The 17,315-nt window shown below is 72.4% G+C and carries 16 protein-coding genes and 1 pseudogene; 7 read left to right on the top strand and 10 right to left on the bottom strand.

What is annotated here, in order from left to right:
- Positions 1 to 131: 131 nt before the first annotated feature.
- The 3 genes from ACFXPK_RS05485 to ACFXPK_RS05475 form a co-directional block, all read right to left on the bottom strand.
- A complete protein-coding gene (locus ACFXPK_RS05485; RefSeq protein WP_385071928.1) occupies positions 132 to 1,166 on the bottom strand; it encodes a GDP-mannose 4,6-dehydratase in 1,035 nt (344 codons plus the stop codon).
- 378 nt (positions 1,167 to 1,544) lie between these two features.
- On the bottom strand, positions 1,545 to 2,990 hold the full coding sequence (locus ACFXPK_RS05480; RefSeq protein WP_385004413.1) for a WGR domain-containing protein: 1,446 nt from the start codon (positions 2,988 to 2,990) through the stop codon (positions 1,545 to 1,547).
- A gap of 93 nt (positions 2,991 to 3,083) precedes the next feature.
- The gene (locus ACFXPK_RS05475) at positions 3,084 to 3,971 is read right to left on the bottom strand and encodes an alpha/beta fold hydrolase (protein WP_385071924.1); all 888 of its coding nucleotides are present in this window, start codon (positions 3,969 to 3,971) and stop codon (positions 3,084 to 3,086) included.
- A gap of 81 nt (positions 3,972 to 4,052) precedes the next feature.
- On the opposite strand from ACFXPK_RS05475, the gene ACFXPK_RS05470 reads away from it, so the two are divergent.
- Positions 4,053 to 4,589: a CGNR zinc finger domain-containing protein gene (locus tag ACFXPK_RS05470; RefSeq protein WP_385071921.1), complete on the top strand. Its 537-nt coding sequence runs from the start codon at positions 4,053 to 4,055 to the stop codon at positions 4,587 to 4,589.
- On the opposite strand, the gene ACFXPK_RS05465 is transcribed toward ACFXPK_RS05470, so the two are convergent.
- Positions 4,537 to 5,154, bottom strand: a complete 618-nt coding sequence (locus tag ACFXPK_RS05465) for a hypothetical protein (protein WP_385071918.1) — start codon at positions 5,152 to 5,154, stop codon at positions 4,537 to 4,539. The two genes, ACFXPK_RS05470 and ACFXPK_RS05465, sit on opposite strands and share 53 nt — an antisense overlap.
- 358 nt (positions 5,155 to 5,512) lie before the next feature.
- On the opposite strand from ACFXPK_RS05465, the gene ACFXPK_RS05460 reads away from it, so the two are divergent.
- Positions 5,513 to 6,412 carry a LysR family transcriptional regulator gene (locus ACFXPK_RS05460; protein ID WP_385071915.1) on the top strand — a complete coding sequence of 300 codons (900 nt, stop codon included), beginning with the start codon at positions 5,513 to 5,515 and terminating at the stop codon, positions 6,410 to 6,412.
- Between the two features lie 31 nt (positions 6,413 to 6,443).
- On the opposite strand, the gene ACFXPK_RS05455 is transcribed toward ACFXPK_RS05460, so the two are convergent.
- The gene (locus ACFXPK_RS05455) at positions 6,444 to 7,328 is read right to left on the bottom strand and encodes a helix-turn-helix transcriptional regulator (RefSeq protein WP_385071912.1); all 885 of its coding nucleotides are present in this window, start codon (positions 7,326 to 7,328) and stop codon (positions 6,444 to 6,446) included.
- A gap of 250 nt (positions 7,329 to 7,578) precedes the next feature.
- On the opposite strand from ACFXPK_RS05455, the gene ACFXPK_RS05450 reads away from it, so the two are divergent.
- From ACFXPK_RS05450 to ACFXPK_RS05440, 3 genes and pseudogenes are all read left to right on the top strand, one after another.
- The gene (locus ACFXPK_RS05450; protein ID WP_385071910.1) at positions 7,579 to 8,580 is read left to right on the top strand and encodes an aldo/keto reductase; all 1,002 of its coding nucleotides are present in this window, start codon (positions 7,579 to 7,581) and stop codon (positions 8,578 to 8,580) included.
- A 39-nt stretch (positions 8,581 to 8,619) separates the two neighbouring features.
- Positions 8,620 to 9,464 (top strand): annotated as a pseudogene (locus ACFXPK_RS05445) (aldo/keto reductase).
- Between the two features lie 46 nt (positions 9,465 to 9,510).
- The gene (locus ACFXPK_RS05440; protein WP_385071907.1) at positions 9,511 to 10,545 is read left to right on the top strand and encodes a zinc-binding dehydrogenase; all 1,035 of its coding nucleotides are present in this window, start codon (positions 9,511 to 9,513) and stop codon (positions 10,543 to 10,545) included.
- Positions 10,546 to 10,626: 81 nt separating this feature from the next.
- On the opposite strand, the gene aztD is transcribed toward ACFXPK_RS05440, so the two are convergent.
- The 4 genes from aztD to aztB form a co-directional block, all read right to left on the bottom strand.
- Entirely contained in the window at positions 10,627 to 11,820 is a 1,194-nt protein-coding gene (gene aztD, locus ACFXPK_RS05435) for a zinc metallochaperone AztD (RefSeq protein ID WP_385071905.1), read from the bottom strand.
- 93 nt (positions 11,821 to 11,913) lie between these two features.
- Positions 11,914 to 12,891, bottom strand: coding sequence for a zinc ABC transporter substrate-binding protein AztC (gene aztC / locus ACFXPK_RS05430; RefSeq protein WP_384997187.1), 978 nt, complete (start codon positions 12,889 to 12,891; stop codon positions 11,914 to 11,916).
- Positions 12,888 to 14,129, bottom strand: coding sequence for a hypothetical protein (locus ACFXPK_RS05425; RefSeq protein ID WP_385071902.1), 1,242 nt, complete (start codon positions 14,127 to 14,129; stop codon positions 12,888 to 12,890). The genes aztC and ACFXPK_RS05425 overlap by 4 nt, the downstream gene beginning before the upstream one ends.
- Positions 14,130 to 14,144: 15 nt before the next feature.
- Positions 14,145 to 14,996 (bottom strand): zinc ABC transporter permease AztB, encoded by an 852-nt coding sequence (aztB, locus tag ACFXPK_RS05420; protein ID WP_384997191.1) that lies wholly within the window; start codon positions 14,994 to 14,996, stop codon positions 14,145 to 14,147.
- Positions 14,997 to 15,011: 15 nt separating this feature from the next.
- On the opposite strand from aztB, the gene aztA reads away from it, so the two are divergent.
- On the top strand, positions 15,012 to 15,755 hold the full coding sequence (gene aztA, locus ACFXPK_RS05415) for a zinc ABC transporter ATP-binding protein AztA (protein WP_385071899.1): 744 nt from the start codon (positions 15,012 to 15,014) through the stop codon (positions 15,753 to 15,755).
- A gap of 113 nt (positions 15,756 to 15,868) precedes the next feature.
- Positions 15,869 to 16,273: a nuclear transport factor 2 family protein gene (locus ACFXPK_RS05410; RefSeq protein WP_384997195.1), complete on the top strand. Its 405-nt coding sequence runs from the start codon at positions 15,869 to 15,871 to the stop codon at positions 16,271 to 16,273.
- 18 nt (positions 16,274 to 16,291) lie between these two features.
- Here the strand turns inward: ACFXPK_RS05410 and ACFXPK_RS05405 are convergent, their stop codons facing one another.
- Positions 16,292 to 17,086 (bottom strand): DeoR/GlpR family DNA-binding transcription regulator, encoded by a 795-nt coding sequence (locus ACFXPK_RS05405; protein ID WP_384997196.1) that lies wholly within the window; start codon positions 17,084 to 17,086, stop codon positions 16,292 to 16,294.
- Between the last annotated feature and the right edge of the window lie 229 nt (positions 17,087 to 17,315).

The raw sequence follows: 17,315 nt of genomic DNA, 5'->3' as shown, positions 1-17,315 counted from the left end.
TCGGCGCCTGTTTGTGTGTCTCTCCGTGGGTGGGGGCGGGGGCGGGGGGGCGCCGCACCGCGGCGGCGCCCCCCGCCGGGGGGCCGCGGGCCCGCCCTCCTCGGAACCGGGGCGGATGCCGGTACGGGCTCCTACCAGGTGACGGTGGACAGCAGACGGCTGTAGTCACGCTCGCGGGACGCCTGGCGCAGGTCCGACTCGACCATCATGCGCATGAGCTGCTCGAAGTCGACCTCGGGCTCCCAGCCCAGCTCCTTGCGGGCCTCGGAGGGGTCCGCGCACAGGGTCTCGACCTCGGCGGGGCGGACCAGGTTCGGGTCGACGACCACGTGCTCCTCCCAGTCGAGACCGACGTGCTCGAACGCGATGCGGGCCGCGTCCTTGACGCTGTGCATGGCGCCGGTGCCCACCACGTAGTCGCCGGGCTCCTCCTGCTGGAGCATCAGGTGCATGGCGCGCACGTAATCGCCGGCGAAGCCCCAGTCGCGCTGGGCGTCGAGGTTGCCGAGGCTCAGCTTGTCCATCATGCCGAGCTTGATCTGCGCGACCGCCAGGGAGATCTTGCGGGTCACGAACTCGGCGCCCCGGCGCGGGGACTCGTGGTTGAAGAGGATGCCGGAGACTCCGTACATCCCGTACGACTCACGGTAGTTGCGGGTGATGTAGTGGCCGAAGGTCTTCGCCACCCCGTAGGGGCTGCGCGGGTGCAGGAAGGTGGTCTCCCGCTGCGGGCTCTCCGCCACCTGTCCGAACATCTCGGAGGACGACGCCTGGTAGAAGCGGATCTGGCCGCCTCCGGTGCTGCCGGTGGACTTGCTGAGGCCCGAGACGATACGGACGGCCTCCAGCATGCGCAGCACGCCGGTGCCGTTCACCTCGGTGACCAGCTCGGGCTGCTGCCAGGACATCGGTACGAACGAGATGGCGCCCAGGTTGTAGACCTCGTCGGGCTGGACCAGGTCCACGGCCGACACCAGGCTGCCCTGGTCCATCAGGTCGCCGTCCACGAAGGACAGTCCGGGGATGAGCTTGGCTATCCGGTCCTTCCGGGGGTTCGCCTGTCCCCGGCACAGCCCCCAGACCTGGTAGCCCTGGCCCAGAAGGTGTTCGGCCAGGTACGAGCCGTCCTGTCCGGTGATTCCGGTGATTAGTGCACGCTTGGACATCTTCCCTCTTTCCACCGCCACGGTGAGGACCGGTCGGGCGGGAGCCCGCACCCGCGGGGCGGACTGATCGACACCCAGTGCGTGCTGTCGCGCTCAGGCCGGCGGCCAGAACGTCGTCCACCGCAGGAGCACGAGACGCATGGCTGCGCTCACGAGCCGTCCTCGTCGCAGCCATGCAAGCACGGCCAAAGCTAAGGAATTTGCGAGTCTTCCGCGGCACGGGAATTTCTTTCGGGGCGGCTCCCCCGGGCGACATGCGGCCCACGTCACGCTTTGGGGCGACGCGTCACCCCGACGCTCGCGGGCGGCGGAGCCCTGACCGGACAGCCGCCCGCCGCCCCTCGGTCCCCGGGGCGGCCGGCCGGTGGCGCGGCTGTCTCAGACCAGCCGCCGGATGTCCCCGCGGACCCGGTAGAAACCGCCGGCCGCCGCGTGCAGGGAGTCCACGACGTAGCGCGCCCCCGGCTCCCGTATCGCACGCGGGAACTGGACGTTCAGCGTCCGGTCGTACCCCTCGGACACCACATGGACCCGGACGCGTCCCGCCTCGCCGACGCACTCCACGACGACCGATCCCGCCGGGGCCTGGGCGACGGTGGCGACCGCGCCCGCGGCCGTGGCCGGCTCGTAGGTCGGCAGCGCCGCGGCGAGCTTGACGTCCCGCGCCACCGGCACCGTCCCCCGCTGGGCCTCGGCGACGGCCGCCTCGCTCGCGTCCACGCACACCAGCGAGCCGTCCGTGGTCACCAGATAAAGCCGCTCGTCCCGGTACTGCATGGACAGCGCGGACCCGCCGCCCGTGCCGAGCTTCCACAGGCGCGTGCCGTCCTGGTCGAAGCAGTAGACGGACGACGACGAGTCCCCCGCGAAGACGAACCGGCCGCCGGGAGAGGTGGCGCACGAGTACACCGCGCTGTCGCACGCGTAGGTGGCCTCGATCGCGCCCGTGCGCTTCGACAGCCTCTGGACCACCCGGTGCGCCGTACCCGCGTACACGACGTCGTCCTCCTGCCAGCCGAACAGGACCCCGCCGCGGGTGGGCGTGTGCCACAACTCCTGGCCGCCGTCGGGCGCGTACGCCGTCACGCCCCGTCCGTGGCCGTGGTAGACGGCCCGGTCGTCGGCGCGGACCATCCAGGCGTGCTCGCCCTGGCTGCGGCGGGACCACTGGTGCTCGTCCTCGTGGTCGATGACCGTGAGCCGGCCCTCGCGGTCCGAGACGTCCAGCACGCCCTCGTGGATGTCCAGCCAGAAGATGTCGACGTCCGCCGCGATGTCGTAGGCGGCGAAGGGCAGCTTGGAGGACAGGTCGTACACCTTGCCGTCGTCGCATCCGGCGTAGATCCAGAAGTCGTCGGCGACCAGGCACTTCACGCCGTCCGGCAGGCTGAACCGGGCGAGCGTGTTGCCCTCGTGGTCCAGGGTGTACACATCGCCCGCCTGGTTGCCGACCCAGCAGTGCTCCGCGTCGACATGGATACCGAACGCCGACGATCCGGTACGGAACCGCCACAGCACGGGGGCCGAGGAGCGCGCGGTGGACGGGGCCGAGGCCACCTGGCGCCGGGTCACCGCACGTGCGGCGCGCTGCCCCCGGACGGCCGGGGCGTATCCCTTGCGGATCTTCTCGCCCACCTTCTTCGCCGCGGCGGCGCCGGCCTTCTCCACCGTGGGGAAGGTCGTCGTCTGGGTCTGTCCGTCCGCGCCGATCCGCCCGTAGCGCACCGTCACCACCACTCCGTCGACGGCCACTTCGTAGAACTTGTGGGCGCCCCCGCCCTCCATCGACAGCTCCAGATAGGTCGTGGTGGATCCCGTAGACATGGCAGTTCCCTCCCCAGGGCGGACCCGCCGCCTGTCCGGCCGGTCCCACTGGTCAGACCGTATGCGCCACCACTGACAATCGCCCCGCGCCCGTCACGCCGAGGACGCGGTGGCGGTGGCGGTGGCGGTCAGGAATCCGCGGACATACCCGGCCACGGTGTCCAGATGGCTTTCGAGCAGGAAGTGCCCGCCCCCGGGGACCAGATGGATCTCCGCGTCCGGCAGGTCCCGCGCGAAGGCGCGTGCTCCGTCGGGGCCGAAGATCTCGTCGCCCGCGCCCCAGACCGCGAGGAGCGGCACCCGGCGCTCCCTGAAGTAGGCGTGCACCTCGGGGTAGAGGGGCCGGTTGGCGGTGTAGTCGCGGAACAGGGCGAGCTGGACGAGGTCGTTGCCCGGCCGGTTGACCTCGCGGTGGTCGGCGGCCCACGTGTCGGGATCGACCAGTTCGGGCCGGTCGACCCCGTGCAGGTACTGCCAGCGGATGGCGTCGAGCGAGAGGGCGGCACGGACGGCGGGTTCGGTCCCGGGCCCCGGGTTCTCGCCGTACGCCCAGACGGGCTTCCAGAAGTCCGGTACGAAGCCGTCCTCGTAGGCGTTGCCGTTCTGCGTGATCACCGCGGTGATCGCGTCCGGGGCGCGCAGCGCCAGCCGCCAGCCGACCGGGGCCCCGTAGTCCTGGACGTACAGGGCGTAGCGGGCGATGCCGAGCCGGGCCAGCAGGGCTTCGGTGATGTCGGTCAGGGAGTCGAAGGTGTAGGTGAACGTGTCCACGGGCGGCGCGTCGGAGTTGCCGAAGCCGAGGTGGTCCGGGGCGATCACATGGAACCGGTCGGCCAGCGCCGGGATGAGGTGGCGGAACATGCGTGAGCTGGACGGGAAGCCGTGCAGGAGGACGAGCGTGGGCGCCTCGCGGGGCCCTGCCTCGCGGTAGAAGACACGGTGTCCCCGCACGGTCGCGTACTGGTGAAGGACCTCGGCCATGGCTAACCCCTTCGGTGGCTTGTGACAGTTATTTCTCGCTGTCCAGTAGAACCCTCCTGGGGTAACCTGTCAAATGACTTGATGGGGTTAGCGGAAGAGGTGGGGTCCGTGCTGGACGACCAGGCCCTGATGGAGGCGCTGAACAGCACCCCCGTGGTGGAGGGCCACTGCCAGGACCGGTGGGGTGACGACTGCGCGCTGGACGGATGGGCGCGGGAGCACGGGGGGCTCGGCGGCGACGGGGAGGAGCGCCGGTGGCTGCGCGCCGCCCGGGACGCGCTCCAGGAGGTGCACACGGACCCGTCGGCGCGGACCCGGCTGCGCGGGGTCCTCGCGGACGTGCGCAGAGTCCCGCGGCTCGGCGCGACCGGTGTCGTATGGGATCTGGAGGCGCCGCCGGAGCGCCGGCTGGCCGTGGAACTCGTACTGGCCTGGGCGGATACCGAGGAGCGCATGCCCGGCCGGCTGCGGCCGTGCGAGAACCCCGAATGCCGACTCTTCCTCCTGGACCGCAGCCGCGCCAACACCGGGCGGTGGTGCTCGATGAAGGTCTGCGGGAACCGGCTCAAGGCCCGCCGGCACCAGGCGCGGGCCCGGGAGACCCCGCGGCCCGAGTAGCCCCTCGCACCGCCTTGCGGGCCAGGCCGCCGGAGACGGGTGCGGCGCCGGAGACAGGTGCGGCGCCAGGGACGGGTGCGGCGCCGGAGGCGGCTGTGACGCCGGTGGCACCGCACCCGCCTTCGGCGGCCTGGTGGCGCAGCACCCAGTCGTCGAGGTCGAGGGCCGTCTCCAGCGGCTCCTCGGCCATGTACCTCCGCAGCCAGTCCCGTTCGCCGCCGTCGGCGGCGCCGGTCCCTCCGGAGGGGCGGAGCCCCTGTCGGAACTCGGCCTCGGCCCGCGCGAACCGTGCGTGCGCGGTGCGCGCGGGTACGTTCAGGATGTCGCCGACGAGCTGCCAGCCCGCGCCGCCGGTACGTTCGTACACGGCCGCGGCCTCGAAGAACCGCTGCGCGAGCGCGAGCAGTTGGGCGGCGTCGGCCAGCACGGCCCCCGGCGAACGGATGGTGCCGTCGGAGTTCAGTTCGCGCTCACCGATCGGGACGGCGGCGCGGGCGAGTTCGGCCAGTTCGCACGCGTCGTAGGCCATCACGAGCCGCGCGCGTGCCGCGTCCGTGTACGGCACGGGGGCATCCGTGCGAACGGCTGGGGCTTCCGTGTTCGCGGCGGGGGCATCCGTATACGCGGCGGGGGCTTCCCGGTCGTCCCCGGTCATGTCCGTCGGCCCCGGCTCCGCCGCTGGGCGCCCTCGTGCCTACGGCACCGCCGAAGTGTCCGCCGCTCCCGGCGAGGGGGACGCGACCGGCCGGGACGCCCCGGGGGCTCGGGGCGTCCCATGGCGACGCCGGCTTTCAGGGCTCCGGCGGCGCCGGTAGCCAGGACATGTGAAGTCTCGGACACCCGACGAGCATCACCCTGTGACCGGCCGGGACACAATGCGTCATCACCGCAGCCTGCCTACGGCCGGGACTTAGGCTGAGTGGGTGCGCTACGACTTGGACGACCTGCGGCTCTTTCTCCACACGGTGACGGAGGGATCGATCACGGCGGGTGCCCGCCGGATGCATCTGAGCCTGCCCTCGGCCAGTGCCCGGGTGCGCTCGCTGGAGCACCACGCCGGGGTGGCGCTGCTGATCCGCGAACGCCGGGGTGTGCGGCCCACGCCCGCGGGGGCGACCCTGGCCCGCCACGCGCGCGAGGTGCTCGCCCAGACCGCGCGGCTCGAAAGCGCCGTGACGAGCTACACCCGGTCCCCGACCGCTCCGCTGACCCTGCTGAGCGGCGGTTCCGCGATGCACCGGCTCGTACCCGCCGCCCTGGTCCCGTTCCTCCGCGCCCACCCGGACGTCGACGTCACGGTCTCCGAGAGCCGTACGCCCCGCACCGTACGCATGCTCGCGGACGGCGAGGCGGACCTGGGGATCGTCGTCGACGACGACGAGGCCCTCGGCGTCGGCCTGCGCATGGAGCCCCTCGGCGACGACTCCCTCGTCGTCGTCGGCCAGGCCGGGGGGATCCTCGCCGGGCGGAAGGCGGTGGCGTACGGCGAGGTCGCCGAGCATCCCCTCGTCGGGCTCGACCCGGACTCCTCGCTGCGCCGCTGGATCGAGATGCGCCTCGGGCCCAAGGCGCCGGTGGCGCGCTACCGCACCACGGTCGCGCACATCAATGTCCTCATCGCGCTCGCCGCCGCCGGCATCGGCCTCGCCGTCGTGCCGCGCCGCGCCCTCGACCCCGACCAGCCCCTGGACGTATGCGAACTGCGGGACCCCTGGGCCCGCCGCCGTCATCTGCTGGCCTGGGGCGCCAAGGACAGCGCCCCGGCGACCGCCGCGCTCGCCGAACACCTCCATCGGGCGGCGCCGCCCGACGGCGACGGCTGACCTGACACCGGCCGGGCAGCGGCGGCGCCCGTCATCCCCGGGGCGTGGACGGTTTCGGCTCGGCGGGCGTGGCGGCCATGTCGAGCAGCAGCATCGCGTCGTGGTCGGGCGTGCCCGGCTCCGCGGTGTAGACGCCCATGCGCTGGCCGGGGGTGCCTTCGAGGTCCATGCCCTGGAAGGCCAGGGTGATCCTGCCGACCTGGGGGTGCTGGAAGGTCTTGGTGGTGTGCCGGCGGCCGGTGACCTCGTACCGCTCCCACAGCCCGGCGAAGTCGGGGCTCTTGAGGAGGAGTTCACCCACCAGGTGGGTGAGGTCGGGGGCGTCGGGGGCGGTGCCTGCCAGGGCGCGCAGCCGGGCGACACAGCCGCGGATCTGGTTGTCCCAGTCGGGGAAGATCCCGCGGGCGGCCGGGTGGAGGAAGAGATAGCGGGCGAGGTTGCGACGCCCGGCGGGCCAGTCGGCGATCCCGGCGTAGAGGGCGAGGCCGCCGGGGTTGTGGGCGAGGAGGTCCATGCTCCGGCTGACGACATAGGCGGGGTTCGGCCGTACGGCTTCCAGCAGCAGCCTCAGCTCGGGGCGCACGGTACGGCCGGGGGCCGGGGCCGACCGGGGCGCGTAGCGGGCGGCGCGTACCGCGAGGTCGCGCAGATGCTGGTGTTCGGCCTCGTCCAGGGTGAGCGCGCGGGCGAGCGCGTCGATGACGGCGGGGCTGGGCCGGGTCTCCTTGCCGCGCTCCAGACGGGTGTAGTAGTCGATGCTGACCCCGGCGAGGGTGGCCAGCTCCTCACGGCGCAGGCCGGGGGTACGGCGTACCCCCGGCCCTGGGGTCAGTCCGACGCTGCGCGGGCTGGTCCCGGTGCGGCGGGCGCGCAGGAAGCGGCCCAGTTCCTCGCCGGTGTGCTGCTCGGATGCCATGGGTCCAGTCTCTCTCCGCCGCCACCGTGACACGCCCCCCGAGAGGGGCCCTGGCACACCCCCGCTGGTCACTCCCCGGCCCATCCCGGCCTGCCTGTTCCGGGCGTACGGCGGCAGGGTGGACGGTGTCGCGACGAGCCCGCACACGGAGTAGCGGCGGGACACCCTCCCGCCCGGCGGGTACGTCTACGCAGACCCCTCCGGGCCGGGCCCGCCGGGCGAGGCGACAACCGACGAGAGGTGACGGAAAATGCAGCACATCAACCTGGGTGACCTGGAGGTCTCCCGTATCGGTCTGGGCGCGATGGGCATGTCCCACGGCTACACGGACTCCGGGACCGACGAGGCGGAGTCCGTCCGTACCCTGCACCGCGCCCTGGAGCTGGGTGTCACGCACATCGACACCGCCGAGATCTACGGGCCCTACGCCAACGAGGAGCTGATCGGGCGGGCGCTGAAGGGCCGCCGTGACGAGGTGGTGCTGGCGACGAAGTTCGGCCTCGTCTCCCACGCCGGGGCCGGAGCCGTGGCCGGGAGCGGGCCCGGGGCCTGGAACCTGGACTCCTCCCCGGCCAATATCCGTACCGCCGTCGAAGGCTCCCTGAAGCGGCTGGGCACCGACCACATCGACCTGTACTACCAGCACCGCGTCGACCCGGACACCCCGGTCGAGGAGACCGCAGGTGCCGTGGCCGAGCTGATCGCCGAGGGCAAGGTCCGCTTCTTCGGTCTGTCGGAGGCGGGTCCTGACACCATCCGCCGCGCCCACGCCGTCCACCCGGTCACCGCCGTCCAGTCGGAGTACTCGCTGTGGACCCGCGGCCTGGAGGAGCGGGTCCTGCCGGTGCTGCGTGAGCTGAACATCGGCCTGGTGCCCTTCTCCCCGCTCGGGCACGGCTTCCTGACCGGCACGATCCGCTCCACCGAGGAGTTCACCGAGGGCGACTTCCGGTACGGCAATCCGCGCTTCACCGGCGAGAACTTCCGGCGCAACCTCCGGATCGCCGACGCGGTGCAGGCGGTCGCCGCCGACGCGGGCGCCACCCCGGCGCAGGTCGCGCTGGCCTGGCTGCTGGCCCAGGGCGACGACATCGCTCCCATCCCCGGCACCAAGCGGGTCCACCGCGTCGAGGAGAACACCGCCGCCGACCGGCTCCGGCTGACCGCCGAGCAGATCGCCACGCTCGGCAGCCTGCCCTCGGCGGCCGGGGAGACCCACCCGGAAGTCGCCCGGCGGCTGCTCGAACGCTGACCCCCGACAGCCGTACCCGTCCCACAGCGAGGAACCACCATGGAGAACGTCACCCTCAACAACGGCGTCGAGATGCCGGTCCTCGGCTTCGGTGTCTACCGGATCCCGCCGGAGGAGACCGAACAGGCGGTCGGCAGCGCCCTGGCCGCCGGATACCGGTCCCTCGACACCGCCGCCGCCTACGGCAACGAGGAAGCCGTCGGCCGCGCGATCAGGAACAGCGGCGTCCCGCGCGAGGACCTGTTCGTCACGACGAAACTGTGGGTCTCCGACGCCGGCGAGGAGAGGACGAAGCGCGCGTTCGCCACCTCGCTGCGCAAGCTCGGCCTGGACCGGCTCGACCTGTATCTGATCCACCAGCCCTTCGGCGACGTCCACGGCGCCTGGCGGGCCATGGAGAGCCTGCACCGCGAGGGTCTGATCCGGGCGATCGGGGTCTCCAACTTCCACCCGGACCGGCTGGTGGACCTCATCGACCACAACGAGATCACCCCCGCGGTCGACCAGATCGAGACCCACCCGTTCTTCCAGCGCGTGGCGGACCAGGAGCTGATGCGCGAGCGCGGGGTGCGGATCGAGTCGTGGGGCCCCTTCGCCGAGGGCCGCAACGATCTCTTCTCGGACCCCCGGCTGGGCAGGATCGCCGACGCGTACGGCAAGTCCGTGGCATCGTGCTGCGCTGGCTCATCCAGCGCGGCGTCGTCGTCATCCCCAAGTCGGTGCGCCCCGAACGGATGGCGGAGAACCTCGACGTCTTCGACTTCACGCTCACCGACGACCAGATGGCGGCCGTCGCCGCCATGGACACCGGTGCGTCGCTCTTCTTCGACCACCGCGACCCGGCCGTGGTCAGCCGGCTCGGCACCGTGACCCTGAACCCCTGAACCCCTGAACCCTGACCCCCTGAACGCACCTTGAGGAGCAGCGCCCATGCGAGCCACCCTGCTGTACGCGGCCGGCGACGTACGCGTCGAGGACGTCGCCGCCCCGGAGATCCACCGCCCCACCGACGCGATCGTACGGATCGTGCTGTCCTGCGTCTGCGGCAGCGACCTGTGGCCGTACAAGTCGCTGCCGCCCACCGACCGGCCGCGGCAGATGGGGCACGAATTCCTCGGCGTGGTCGAGGAGACCGGCTCCGAGGTACGCGGTCTGGTCCCCGGCGACCTGGTCGTGGCGCCGTTCGTCTACGCCGACAACACCTGTGTGTACTGCCGCGAGGGACTGCACACCTCGTGTCCGCACGGCGGGCAGTGGGGCGTGGACGGTGTCGACGGCGGCCAGGGTCAGGCCGCGCGTGTCCCGTACGCCGACGGCACCCTCGTCAAGCTGCCGGTCGGTGAGGACTCCGAGCTTCTGCCCGATCTGCTGACGCTCTCCGACATCCTGTGCACCGGCTACCACGCCGCCCGCACCGCCGGAGTCGTACGCGGCGACAGCGTCACGGTCGTCGGCGACGGCGCGGTCGGCCTGGCCGCCGTGATCTCCGCCGGGCTGCTGGGAGCCGAGCGGATCATCCTGATGGGCCGGCACACCGCACGTACCGACCTGGGACGCGCCTTCGGCGCCACCGACGTGGTCTCCGAGCGCGGCGACGAGGGCGTCGCCCGGGTCCACGAGCTGACCGGCGGCGAGGGCACCCGTAAGGTCCTCGAATGCGTGGGCCTCAAGGACGCGCTGACACAGAGCCTCGGCGTGGTCCGCCCCGGCGGCACGATCAGCCGCGTCGGCGCGCCGCAGTTCTCCGAAGTCCCCTTCGGTTTCGGCGACTTCCTGCGCAACATCACCCTCACGGGCGGTGTCGCCCCCGCCCGCGCCTATATCGAGGAGCTGATGCCCCACATCCTCGACGGCGCGATCAGACCCGGCCGGGTCTTCGACCGCACCGTCGCCCTGGAGGACATCGCCGAGGGCTACCGGGCGATGAACGACCGCGAGGCCCTGAAGGTACTGGTGCGCCCGTGACCACCGGAGAGTGACCGGTCGGGCCGCGCGGACCAGGGCAGGAGCCCCTGCGGCCCGCCGGCCGCAGGGACGGTGTGCGGGTCAGTGTCCCGCGACGACGCCCGACAGTTCGTTGGTGCTCTTCGGCAGGGTCACGGAGCCGGTCTTCCTGCCGGTTGCGAGGTCGATGGCGTGCAGGGCCTTCTTCCCGGGTTCGGAGACGTAGGCGGTGCCGCCGCGGACGAAGAGGGTGGGCCTGGCCTGCTGCCAGTCCAGAGGTTCCTGCCACGCGCCCACGGCGGGGATCTTCTTGTCGATCGCGCCGCTCGCCGGGTCAATCACATGGATCGCGCCGTCGGTGCCGAGCACGAGCGCCTCGCCCTCCGGGCCGCGGGCCAGCGAGCGGAACGAGTAGCTGGTGCCCAGGTCGACCAGGCGCAGCTTCGCCGTCGCGGTGTCGATGAGGGATATCCGGGTCGGCCGTTCCAGCTCCGCCTCCTGATCGGTCTTGTAGTCGCCGAGGACGACCGTCGAGGCGTCGCTGCCCGCCTGGTTGCCGATCCGGCCGTAGGGGTCGGGGGCGTCGACCTTGGTGAACTCGCCGTCCCGGTAGATCAGGACGCCGTCCTCGCAGCCGACGGCGACGGCCTCGTTCCGGGCGGCCGCCTCGCCGTGCACGCCGGGGCAGTTCTCGGCGCGCTTGATCTCCTTGTTGTTCCTGTCCAGTACGAGCGCGCCCGTGCGCTTCTCCTCGGTGCCCAGCGTGGTGAGGAGTTCGCCGTTCTTCAGCTCGACGGCGACACCGTGGTGCGCCTCGGCGGAGGTGTAGGTACGGCCCTCGGGCTTCTCGCCGCCGCCGAGGCCGGCGGGGTCGAACACGTTGACCTCGCCGGTGCCGTCGGTGAACAGCGCGGTCCTGCCCGCGTGGCGGACGACATGGCCGGGCTTGGCTCCCCGGTACTCGACGCCGGTGAAGCTCTGCCCGGCGGCGTTCAGGACGCGGAAGCCGCTGTCGGTGGAGACGATGACGTGGTCGTCGTCCCCGGCGGGGCTGACCCGGTTGAAGCCGGGCAGGGCGATGGTCCCGCCGAGTTCGAGGCTCGTGCCGTCCAGGACGTAGAGGCCGCCGTCGAAGGTGGCGACCAGCGGGTCCTTGACCGTCTTCGCGGGTGTGGGGCTCGTCGTGGCCTGGGCGCCCGCCGAGGTCGACTCCCCTCCGCAGGCGGTCAGGGCCGTGGCCACCGCGAGGGTGAGTGCCGTGGCCGTGAGGGCTCTGGTGCGTGTCGAGGTGTTCACCGGTGTGTTCCTTTCCGGGCCGCGCGTCGGCGGCGTGGAGTACATGACGGTTCCCGGCCCGGCCGGCCGGGCGTTCGGGGGGGGTGGAGGAGGTCAGCCGCCGGTCGCGCCGGCGGTGAGGCCGTCGGTCATGGCCGTGGTGTTGGCGCGCATCATGCGCAGGTAGGTGTCGGCGCCCTCGCCCCGCGCGGTCAGCGACTCCGAGTGGAGCGCGACGACCGCGACCCGGCCGCCCAGTTCGGTACGGAGCACCTCGGCCAGCCGGGTGGGCTGCGAGGAGTCGGCGAACACGGTGCGTACGCCGGCCTCCTCCATGGCCAGGGTGAGGGAGCGCAGGTCGGAGGAGCTGGGTGAGGCGAGGGTGGTGCCGCTGGGGATGACCGCGCCGATCACCCGGAAGCCGAAGCGAGCGGCGAGGTAGCCGAAGACATGGTGGTTGGTCACCAGGGCGCGGTGGTCCTCGGGGACGCGGTCGAAGGACTTCTCCATCCAGGTGGTGAGGTCCGCCAGCTCCGTGTCGTAGTGGTCGGCGTGGGCGCGTACCGCGGCCTCGTCCACCCCGTTCACGTGCTCGATCACCTGACCGGCGATCAGACCGGCGGCCTTCCGTACCCGGTCCGGGTCGGTCCAGAAGTGCGGGTCGGGCTGTCCCGCCCCGTCCTCGGGGCCTCCGTCGGCGCTCCCCCGGAAGGTGAGCGGGCCGACCGCCCTGCCCACCTCGAAGGTGGCGACGCCGGAGTCGCGGGCCGCGTCCACATGACGCAGTACGTTCTCCTCCAAGCCCAGACCGTTGAAGACCACCAGGTCGGCGCGTTCCAGGGTGGCGGCCTGGGCGGCCGACAGGCCGAAGGAGTGCGGGTCCGCGTTCGGCTTCATCAGGACGGTGATCTCGGCCTCGTCGCCGACGACCTGCCGGGTGATGTCGCCGAGGATGTTCGTGGTGACCACGATCCTGGGCCGGTCGCCCCCGGTGCCGCAGGCGGTGGCGGACGCGGCTGTGACCAGGGCGAGCAGGCCCATGAGCAGGCTGCGCAGCCGGGTCCGTATCCGTGCGCGGCGCGCCGCCCTCATCGGCCCGTCTCCGCCATCAGGGCCGGCTCGATGTCCAGGTCGAAGGAGCGCGCGACGCGCAGTCCGTCGTTGTAGTCGATCTCGAACACCCTTTTGCCGTCGGGGTCGTTGACGTAGGCGCGGCTGCGGTCGACCTCGATCACGGGTGCGGTGGCCCCGGCGTCCGCCGGCTGGTCACCCGTCAGCAGCCGTGCGGTTCGGGCGATGTGCTTGCCGGTGGCGGTGTCGTAGCCGTGCAGCGCGCCGTCGGTCTCCAGGACCAGCAGTGGTGAGCCCTCCCCCGCGGTGTTGGCGGCGACGACGGGCCCGGTCCGCACCCGGGTCCAGGTCCGCTCGGTCACGTCGAGGACCCACACGGCGTCCTTCCCCGCGGGGGCGGTGAGGGTGTCGCTGCCGGGGCGCAGGCTCAGCTCCGTGGCCCGCTGTTCCTCGGGGACGTCCTCGCCGTACGGGATCTTCTCGGTGGTGAAGGTGCCGCCCCGCTCACGGACGAGCAGGGCGCCGTCGGCGCACGTCACCACCGCTCCGCGCCGGGTGACGGCCTCGCCCCGGGGGTCCGCGCACTCCGCCTCCGGGGCGGCGACGCGCCGGCCCGTCCGGTCGAGTACGGCGGGCCGCGCGGTGGGGCCCTTCCCGGTGAAGACCAGCAGGTGCTCGGCGTACGGTACGACGGGTCCCGTGTAGGTACCCGGCAGCGTCCGCGGCGACGCGGTGCTGCCCTTCTCCAGTTGGCTCCGGTCGTGGAGGGCGACGCGGCCGCTCCCGTCGGTCAGCGCGGTCACCGCGATGTCGCCGCGTGCCCGCGCCGCCCGGCCAGCCGGGAGGTCGCCGATGTCGCGTATCGCAGCCCGGTAGTAGTGGACGTGGTCGCCGTGGTCGACGGTCCAGGCACCGCTGTCGAGCACATGGGTGGACCCGGCGGTGTGGAGGTAGCCGAACCGTCCGTCCGTGTCGAGCCGGACGGCGCCCTCCACCCGCGCGGTCTTCCGTATCGCGCCGCTGGTGAGGTCGAGGACGCGGGTGTGCCCGCTGTCGGGGTCGTTGAGAACCAGGCGGGACTGCTGTTCGGCGGCCTCCTGCGCGCCTTCGACATACCCGTGCGGGGTGGCGGAGGAGGAACGCGCCGCCGGCCGGGGGTCGTCGCCGCCCTCTCCGGTACAGCCCGTGGCGAGCAGCGCGGGGAGCAGCAGGGCGGCCGCGGCCCGCGGAGTGACGTTTCTTCGGACGGTGGGGGCCATCGCCTCAGGTTTCCTTCAGTTGACTTCGTGGGCGGGAACGGGCGGAGTGGCGCGGCGGCGGAGGAGGCCGGATGCCCCGTGGGAGAGGAAGAACAGGCCGACGGCGAGGGCCGCGACGGTCGCCCCGGCGGCGGTGCCCAGATGCCACGAGAGCAGCAGGCCGCCGAAGGTGGCGGTGACGCCGATGAGCGCGGCGAGCACCATGACCCCGCGGACACCGCGCGCCCAGGGCAGCGCGGCGGCGGGCGGCGCGATGAGCAGGCCGAGGACGAGCAGCGTCCCCACGATGTGGAACGAGGCGACGATCGCGAGGCCCAGCAGCCCCAGCAGTACGGCGTGGGCGAGCCGCGGACGCAGCCCGAGGGTCGTGGCCTTGCGGGGGTCGAACGCCAGGGCCAGGAAGGCCCGGTGGCCGAGGACCGAGACGGTCAGCGCCAGCAGCAGGGCCACCGCCAGCAGGTACAGGTCCTGTCGGCGTACGGCGAGGACGTCGCCGAAGAGGAATCCGGTCAGGTCCACCGCGAAGGACTGCGAGCGCGACACGATGATCACGCCGAGCGAGAGCATACCGACGAACAGCAGCCCGATCCCGGTGTCCTGGGACAGCTTCGGAGCCCTGCCGAGCGCGGTGACGCCCGCCGTCATGACGGCGGCGCTCAGCATCGCGCCCACCATCAGGTTGCCGCCGAGGAGCGCGGCCAGCGCGACCCCCGGCAGCAGCCCGTGGGACATGGCGTCGCCGAGGAAGGCCATCCCCCTGAGCACCACCCAGGTCCCGGCCGGCGCGCAGATCGCGGACACCAGGATTCCGCCCCACAGGGCTCGCTGTACGAACGTGACCTCGAACGGGGCCGTCAACCACTCCATGACCCGCACACTACAATGAAAATCATGTTCAAAACACCGACCCCTCCGACCTCCCCGCCGCCGGGCCGCACACCGCGCGTCCGATTCGCCGCTTTGTGTGCCGGATATCCCGGCCGTCCCGTCCTGCGTCAACTCGGCGCCGGAATACCGGGATCCGCCATGACGGCGCTGGTCGGCCCGAACGGCAGCGGGAAGTCGACCCTGCTCGGCGTCCTTGCCGGTGTGATCCGTCCGACATCGGGGGAGCTCCACCACGACGGGGAGCTGGCGCCCGCCTTCGTCCCCCAGCGCACGGCCGTGGGCGACACACTGCCGCTGACCGTCCGGCAGACGGTGGAGATGGGGCGCTGGGGCGCACGCGGCCCCTGGCGCCGGCTGACCCGGCGCGACCACGCCACGGTGGACCACGCGCTGGACCGGCTCGGTGTCGGCGCTCTCGCCGCACGCCAACTGGGCGAGCTGTCGGGCGGCCAGCGTCAACGCGCCCTGATCGCCCAGGGGCTGGCCCAGGAGTCCGACCTGCTGCTGCTCGACGAGCCGACCACGGGGCTGGACCCGGAGGCCAGACAGCGCATCGGCGCCCTGCTCCTCGAACTCGTCGCCGACGGGGTGACGGTCGTCCAGGCCACGCACGATCTGGAGGCGGCGCGCGCCTCGGACACCTGCCTCGTACTCCACGAGGGACGTCTGGCGGGACAGGGCCGCCCCGATCAGGTCCTCACCGCGGAAGCACTCGCCCGGATCTGGCAGCCGTTCTGACGCGGGTCGTTCCGCACGCCCGTCACCGGGCCGTCTACGCTGGCCCCCTCTCCCCCCGACCTTCCACGGCCAGGGCCCCGGACGCTCCGGCCGCCCGCAGAAGGGACAGCGCGATGGATCCTGACACGCGGACCAGAGCGGCGATCGAGGAGCACTGGCGGGCGTCGGAGCAGGGCGACACCGAGGCGGAGCACGCCGTCTACGCCCCGGACGCGATCCTCGACTATCCGCAGTCGGGCGAGCGGTTCCGGGGCCGCGCGGCGATCTCGGCGCAGCGCGGCGGGCACCCCGCCGACCGGCACTTCGCGGTCCGGCGGATCGTCGGCGGCGGGGATCTGTGGGTGAGCGAGTGCGTCATCACCTACGACGGTGTGCCCAGCCGCTCGGTGAGCGTCATGGAGTTCACCGACGGGCAGGTGGTGCACGAGACCCAGTACTTCGCGGACCCCTTCGGCGCGCCCGCGTGGCGGGCGGCGCTCGCGGAGCCGATGCCGGGCCGGGACATCACCCCGGCGTGACCCCGGCGGCGGCCTGTCTCAGGAACGGGCCAGTGCCAGCGAGGAGCCTCCGGTACGGATGCCCTCGGCGGCGGCGTCGGTGAGGTCGGCGTCGGTGACGATAGTGTCGAAGGCGGAGAGCGGCGCGACCCGGTACCGGCCGAACGTACCGTACTTGGAGGATCCGGCGACGAGCACCGAGTGGGCGGCGGAGGCCATCGCGGCCTGCTTGACCTCCACCTTCGACTCGGAGGGGGTCGTGACACCGCGCAGCAGGTCCCAGGAGCTGGTGCTGACGAAGGCGATGTCCAGGGCCAGGTCCCGCAGGGTGTTGGCGGCGAGGCGGCCCACGCTGGAGCGGTTGGAGACGTCGACCAGGCCGCCGACGTGCACCAGGTCCAGGTGCGGGGCGGACATGAGCTGCCCGATGGTGGTGAAGTCGTTGGTGACCACGGTCAGGCCGGTCATCCTGGCCAGCGCGGGCGCCATGGCGAGCAGGGTGGTGCCCGCGTCCAGGTAGACGGTCATCCCCTCCTGCACGAGACGGGCCGCCTCCTCCGCCATGGCCCGCTTCTGCGGCTGCTCCACCTCGGACTTGTGGAGGAAACCGGGTTCGCTGGTGATGGTGCTGGCGATGCGCACACCGCCGGGGACGGAGAACACCAGTCCCTTGCGCTCCAGTTCGGCGATGTCCCGGCGTACGGTCATGTGGGAGACGCCGAGCAGCCGGGTGATCTGCTGCACGCTGAGCACACCGTCGCGCCGCAGGTGCCTCAGGAGTTGTTCACGTCGCTGATCCGGGATCAGTGGCGGGTGCTCGCGGTCCTCGGCCATGGTCTGTACGTCTCCTCTCGACCGTGATGACGTTAACCGATGATCACGTCGAGGACGGCCCCGGGCGGGCGGCAACCCCGCGGGGGGGCAGCCCGGGACCCACGCGCGGGGGGGCCCGACACCCCCCCCCCCCAGGTAACCCCGGCCGGGCCCTTTGCGGGCGGGCGACCCCCCCCAGCCGGGGGGGGGGCCCGGGCCCACGGGCACTTTGGCGGGTTTATATGTCGTG

This window comes from Streptomyces sp. NPDC059142, assembly GCF_042755665.1.
Taxonomy (GTDB): Bacteria; Actinomycetota; Actinomycetes; order Streptomycetales; family Streptomycetaceae; genus Streptomyces.
Note: the sequence above shows the minus strand (reverse complement) of the source record. Positions and strands in the feature narration are given on the sequence as shown.

Coding starts and splice junctions, on each gene's coding strand:
- ACFXPK_RS05425 (WP_385071902.1), bottom strand. CDS start 14,129: ATGGCCCCCACCGTCCGAAGAAACGTCACTCCGCGGGCCGCGGCCGCC.
- ACFXPK_RS05405 (WP_384997196.1), bottom strand. CDS start 17,086: ATGGCCGAGGACCGCGAGCACCCGCCACTGATCCCGGATCAGCGACGT.
- aztA (WP_385071899.1), top strand. CDS start 15,012: ATGAAAATCATGTTCAAAACACCGACCCCTCCGACCTCCCCGCCGCCG.
- ACFXPK_RS05410 (WP_384997195.1), top strand. CDS start 15,869: ATGGATCCTGACACGCGGACCAGAGCGGCGATCGAGGAGCACTGGCGG.
- ACFXPK_RS05450 (WP_385071910.1), top strand. CDS start 7,579: ATGCAGCACATCAACCTGGGTGACCTGGAGGTCTCCCGTATCGGTCTG.
- ACFXPK_RS05440 (WP_385071907.1), top strand. CDS start 9,511: ATGCGAGCCACCCTGCTGTACGCGGCCGGCGACGTACGCGTCGAGGAC.
- ACFXPK_RS05480 (WP_385004413.1), bottom strand. CDS start 2,990: ATGTCTACGGGATCCACCACGACCTATCTGGAGCTGTCGATGGAGGGC.
- ACFXPK_RS05475 (WP_385071924.1), bottom strand. CDS start 3,971: ATGGCCGAGGTCCTTCACCAGTACGCGACCGTGCGGGGACACCGTGTC.
- aztB (WP_384997191.1), bottom strand. CDS start 14,996: ATGGAGTGGTTGACGGCCCCGTTCGAGGTCACGTTCGTACAGCGAGCC.
- ACFXPK_RS05485 (WP_385071928.1), bottom strand. CDS start 1,166: ATGTCCAAGCGTGCACTAATCACCGGAATCACCGGACAGGACGGCTCG.
- aztC (WP_384997187.1), bottom strand. CDS start 12,891: ATGAGGGCGGCGCGCCGCGCACGGATACGGACCCGGCTGCGCAGCCTG.
- ACFXPK_RS05470 (WP_385071921.1), top strand. CDS start 4,053: ATGGGGTTAGCGGAAGAGGTGGGGTCCGTGCTGGACGACCAGGCCCTG.
- ACFXPK_RS05455 (WP_385071912.1), bottom strand. CDS start 7,328: ATGGCATCCGAGCAGCACACCGGCGAGGAACTGGGCCGCTTCCTGCGC.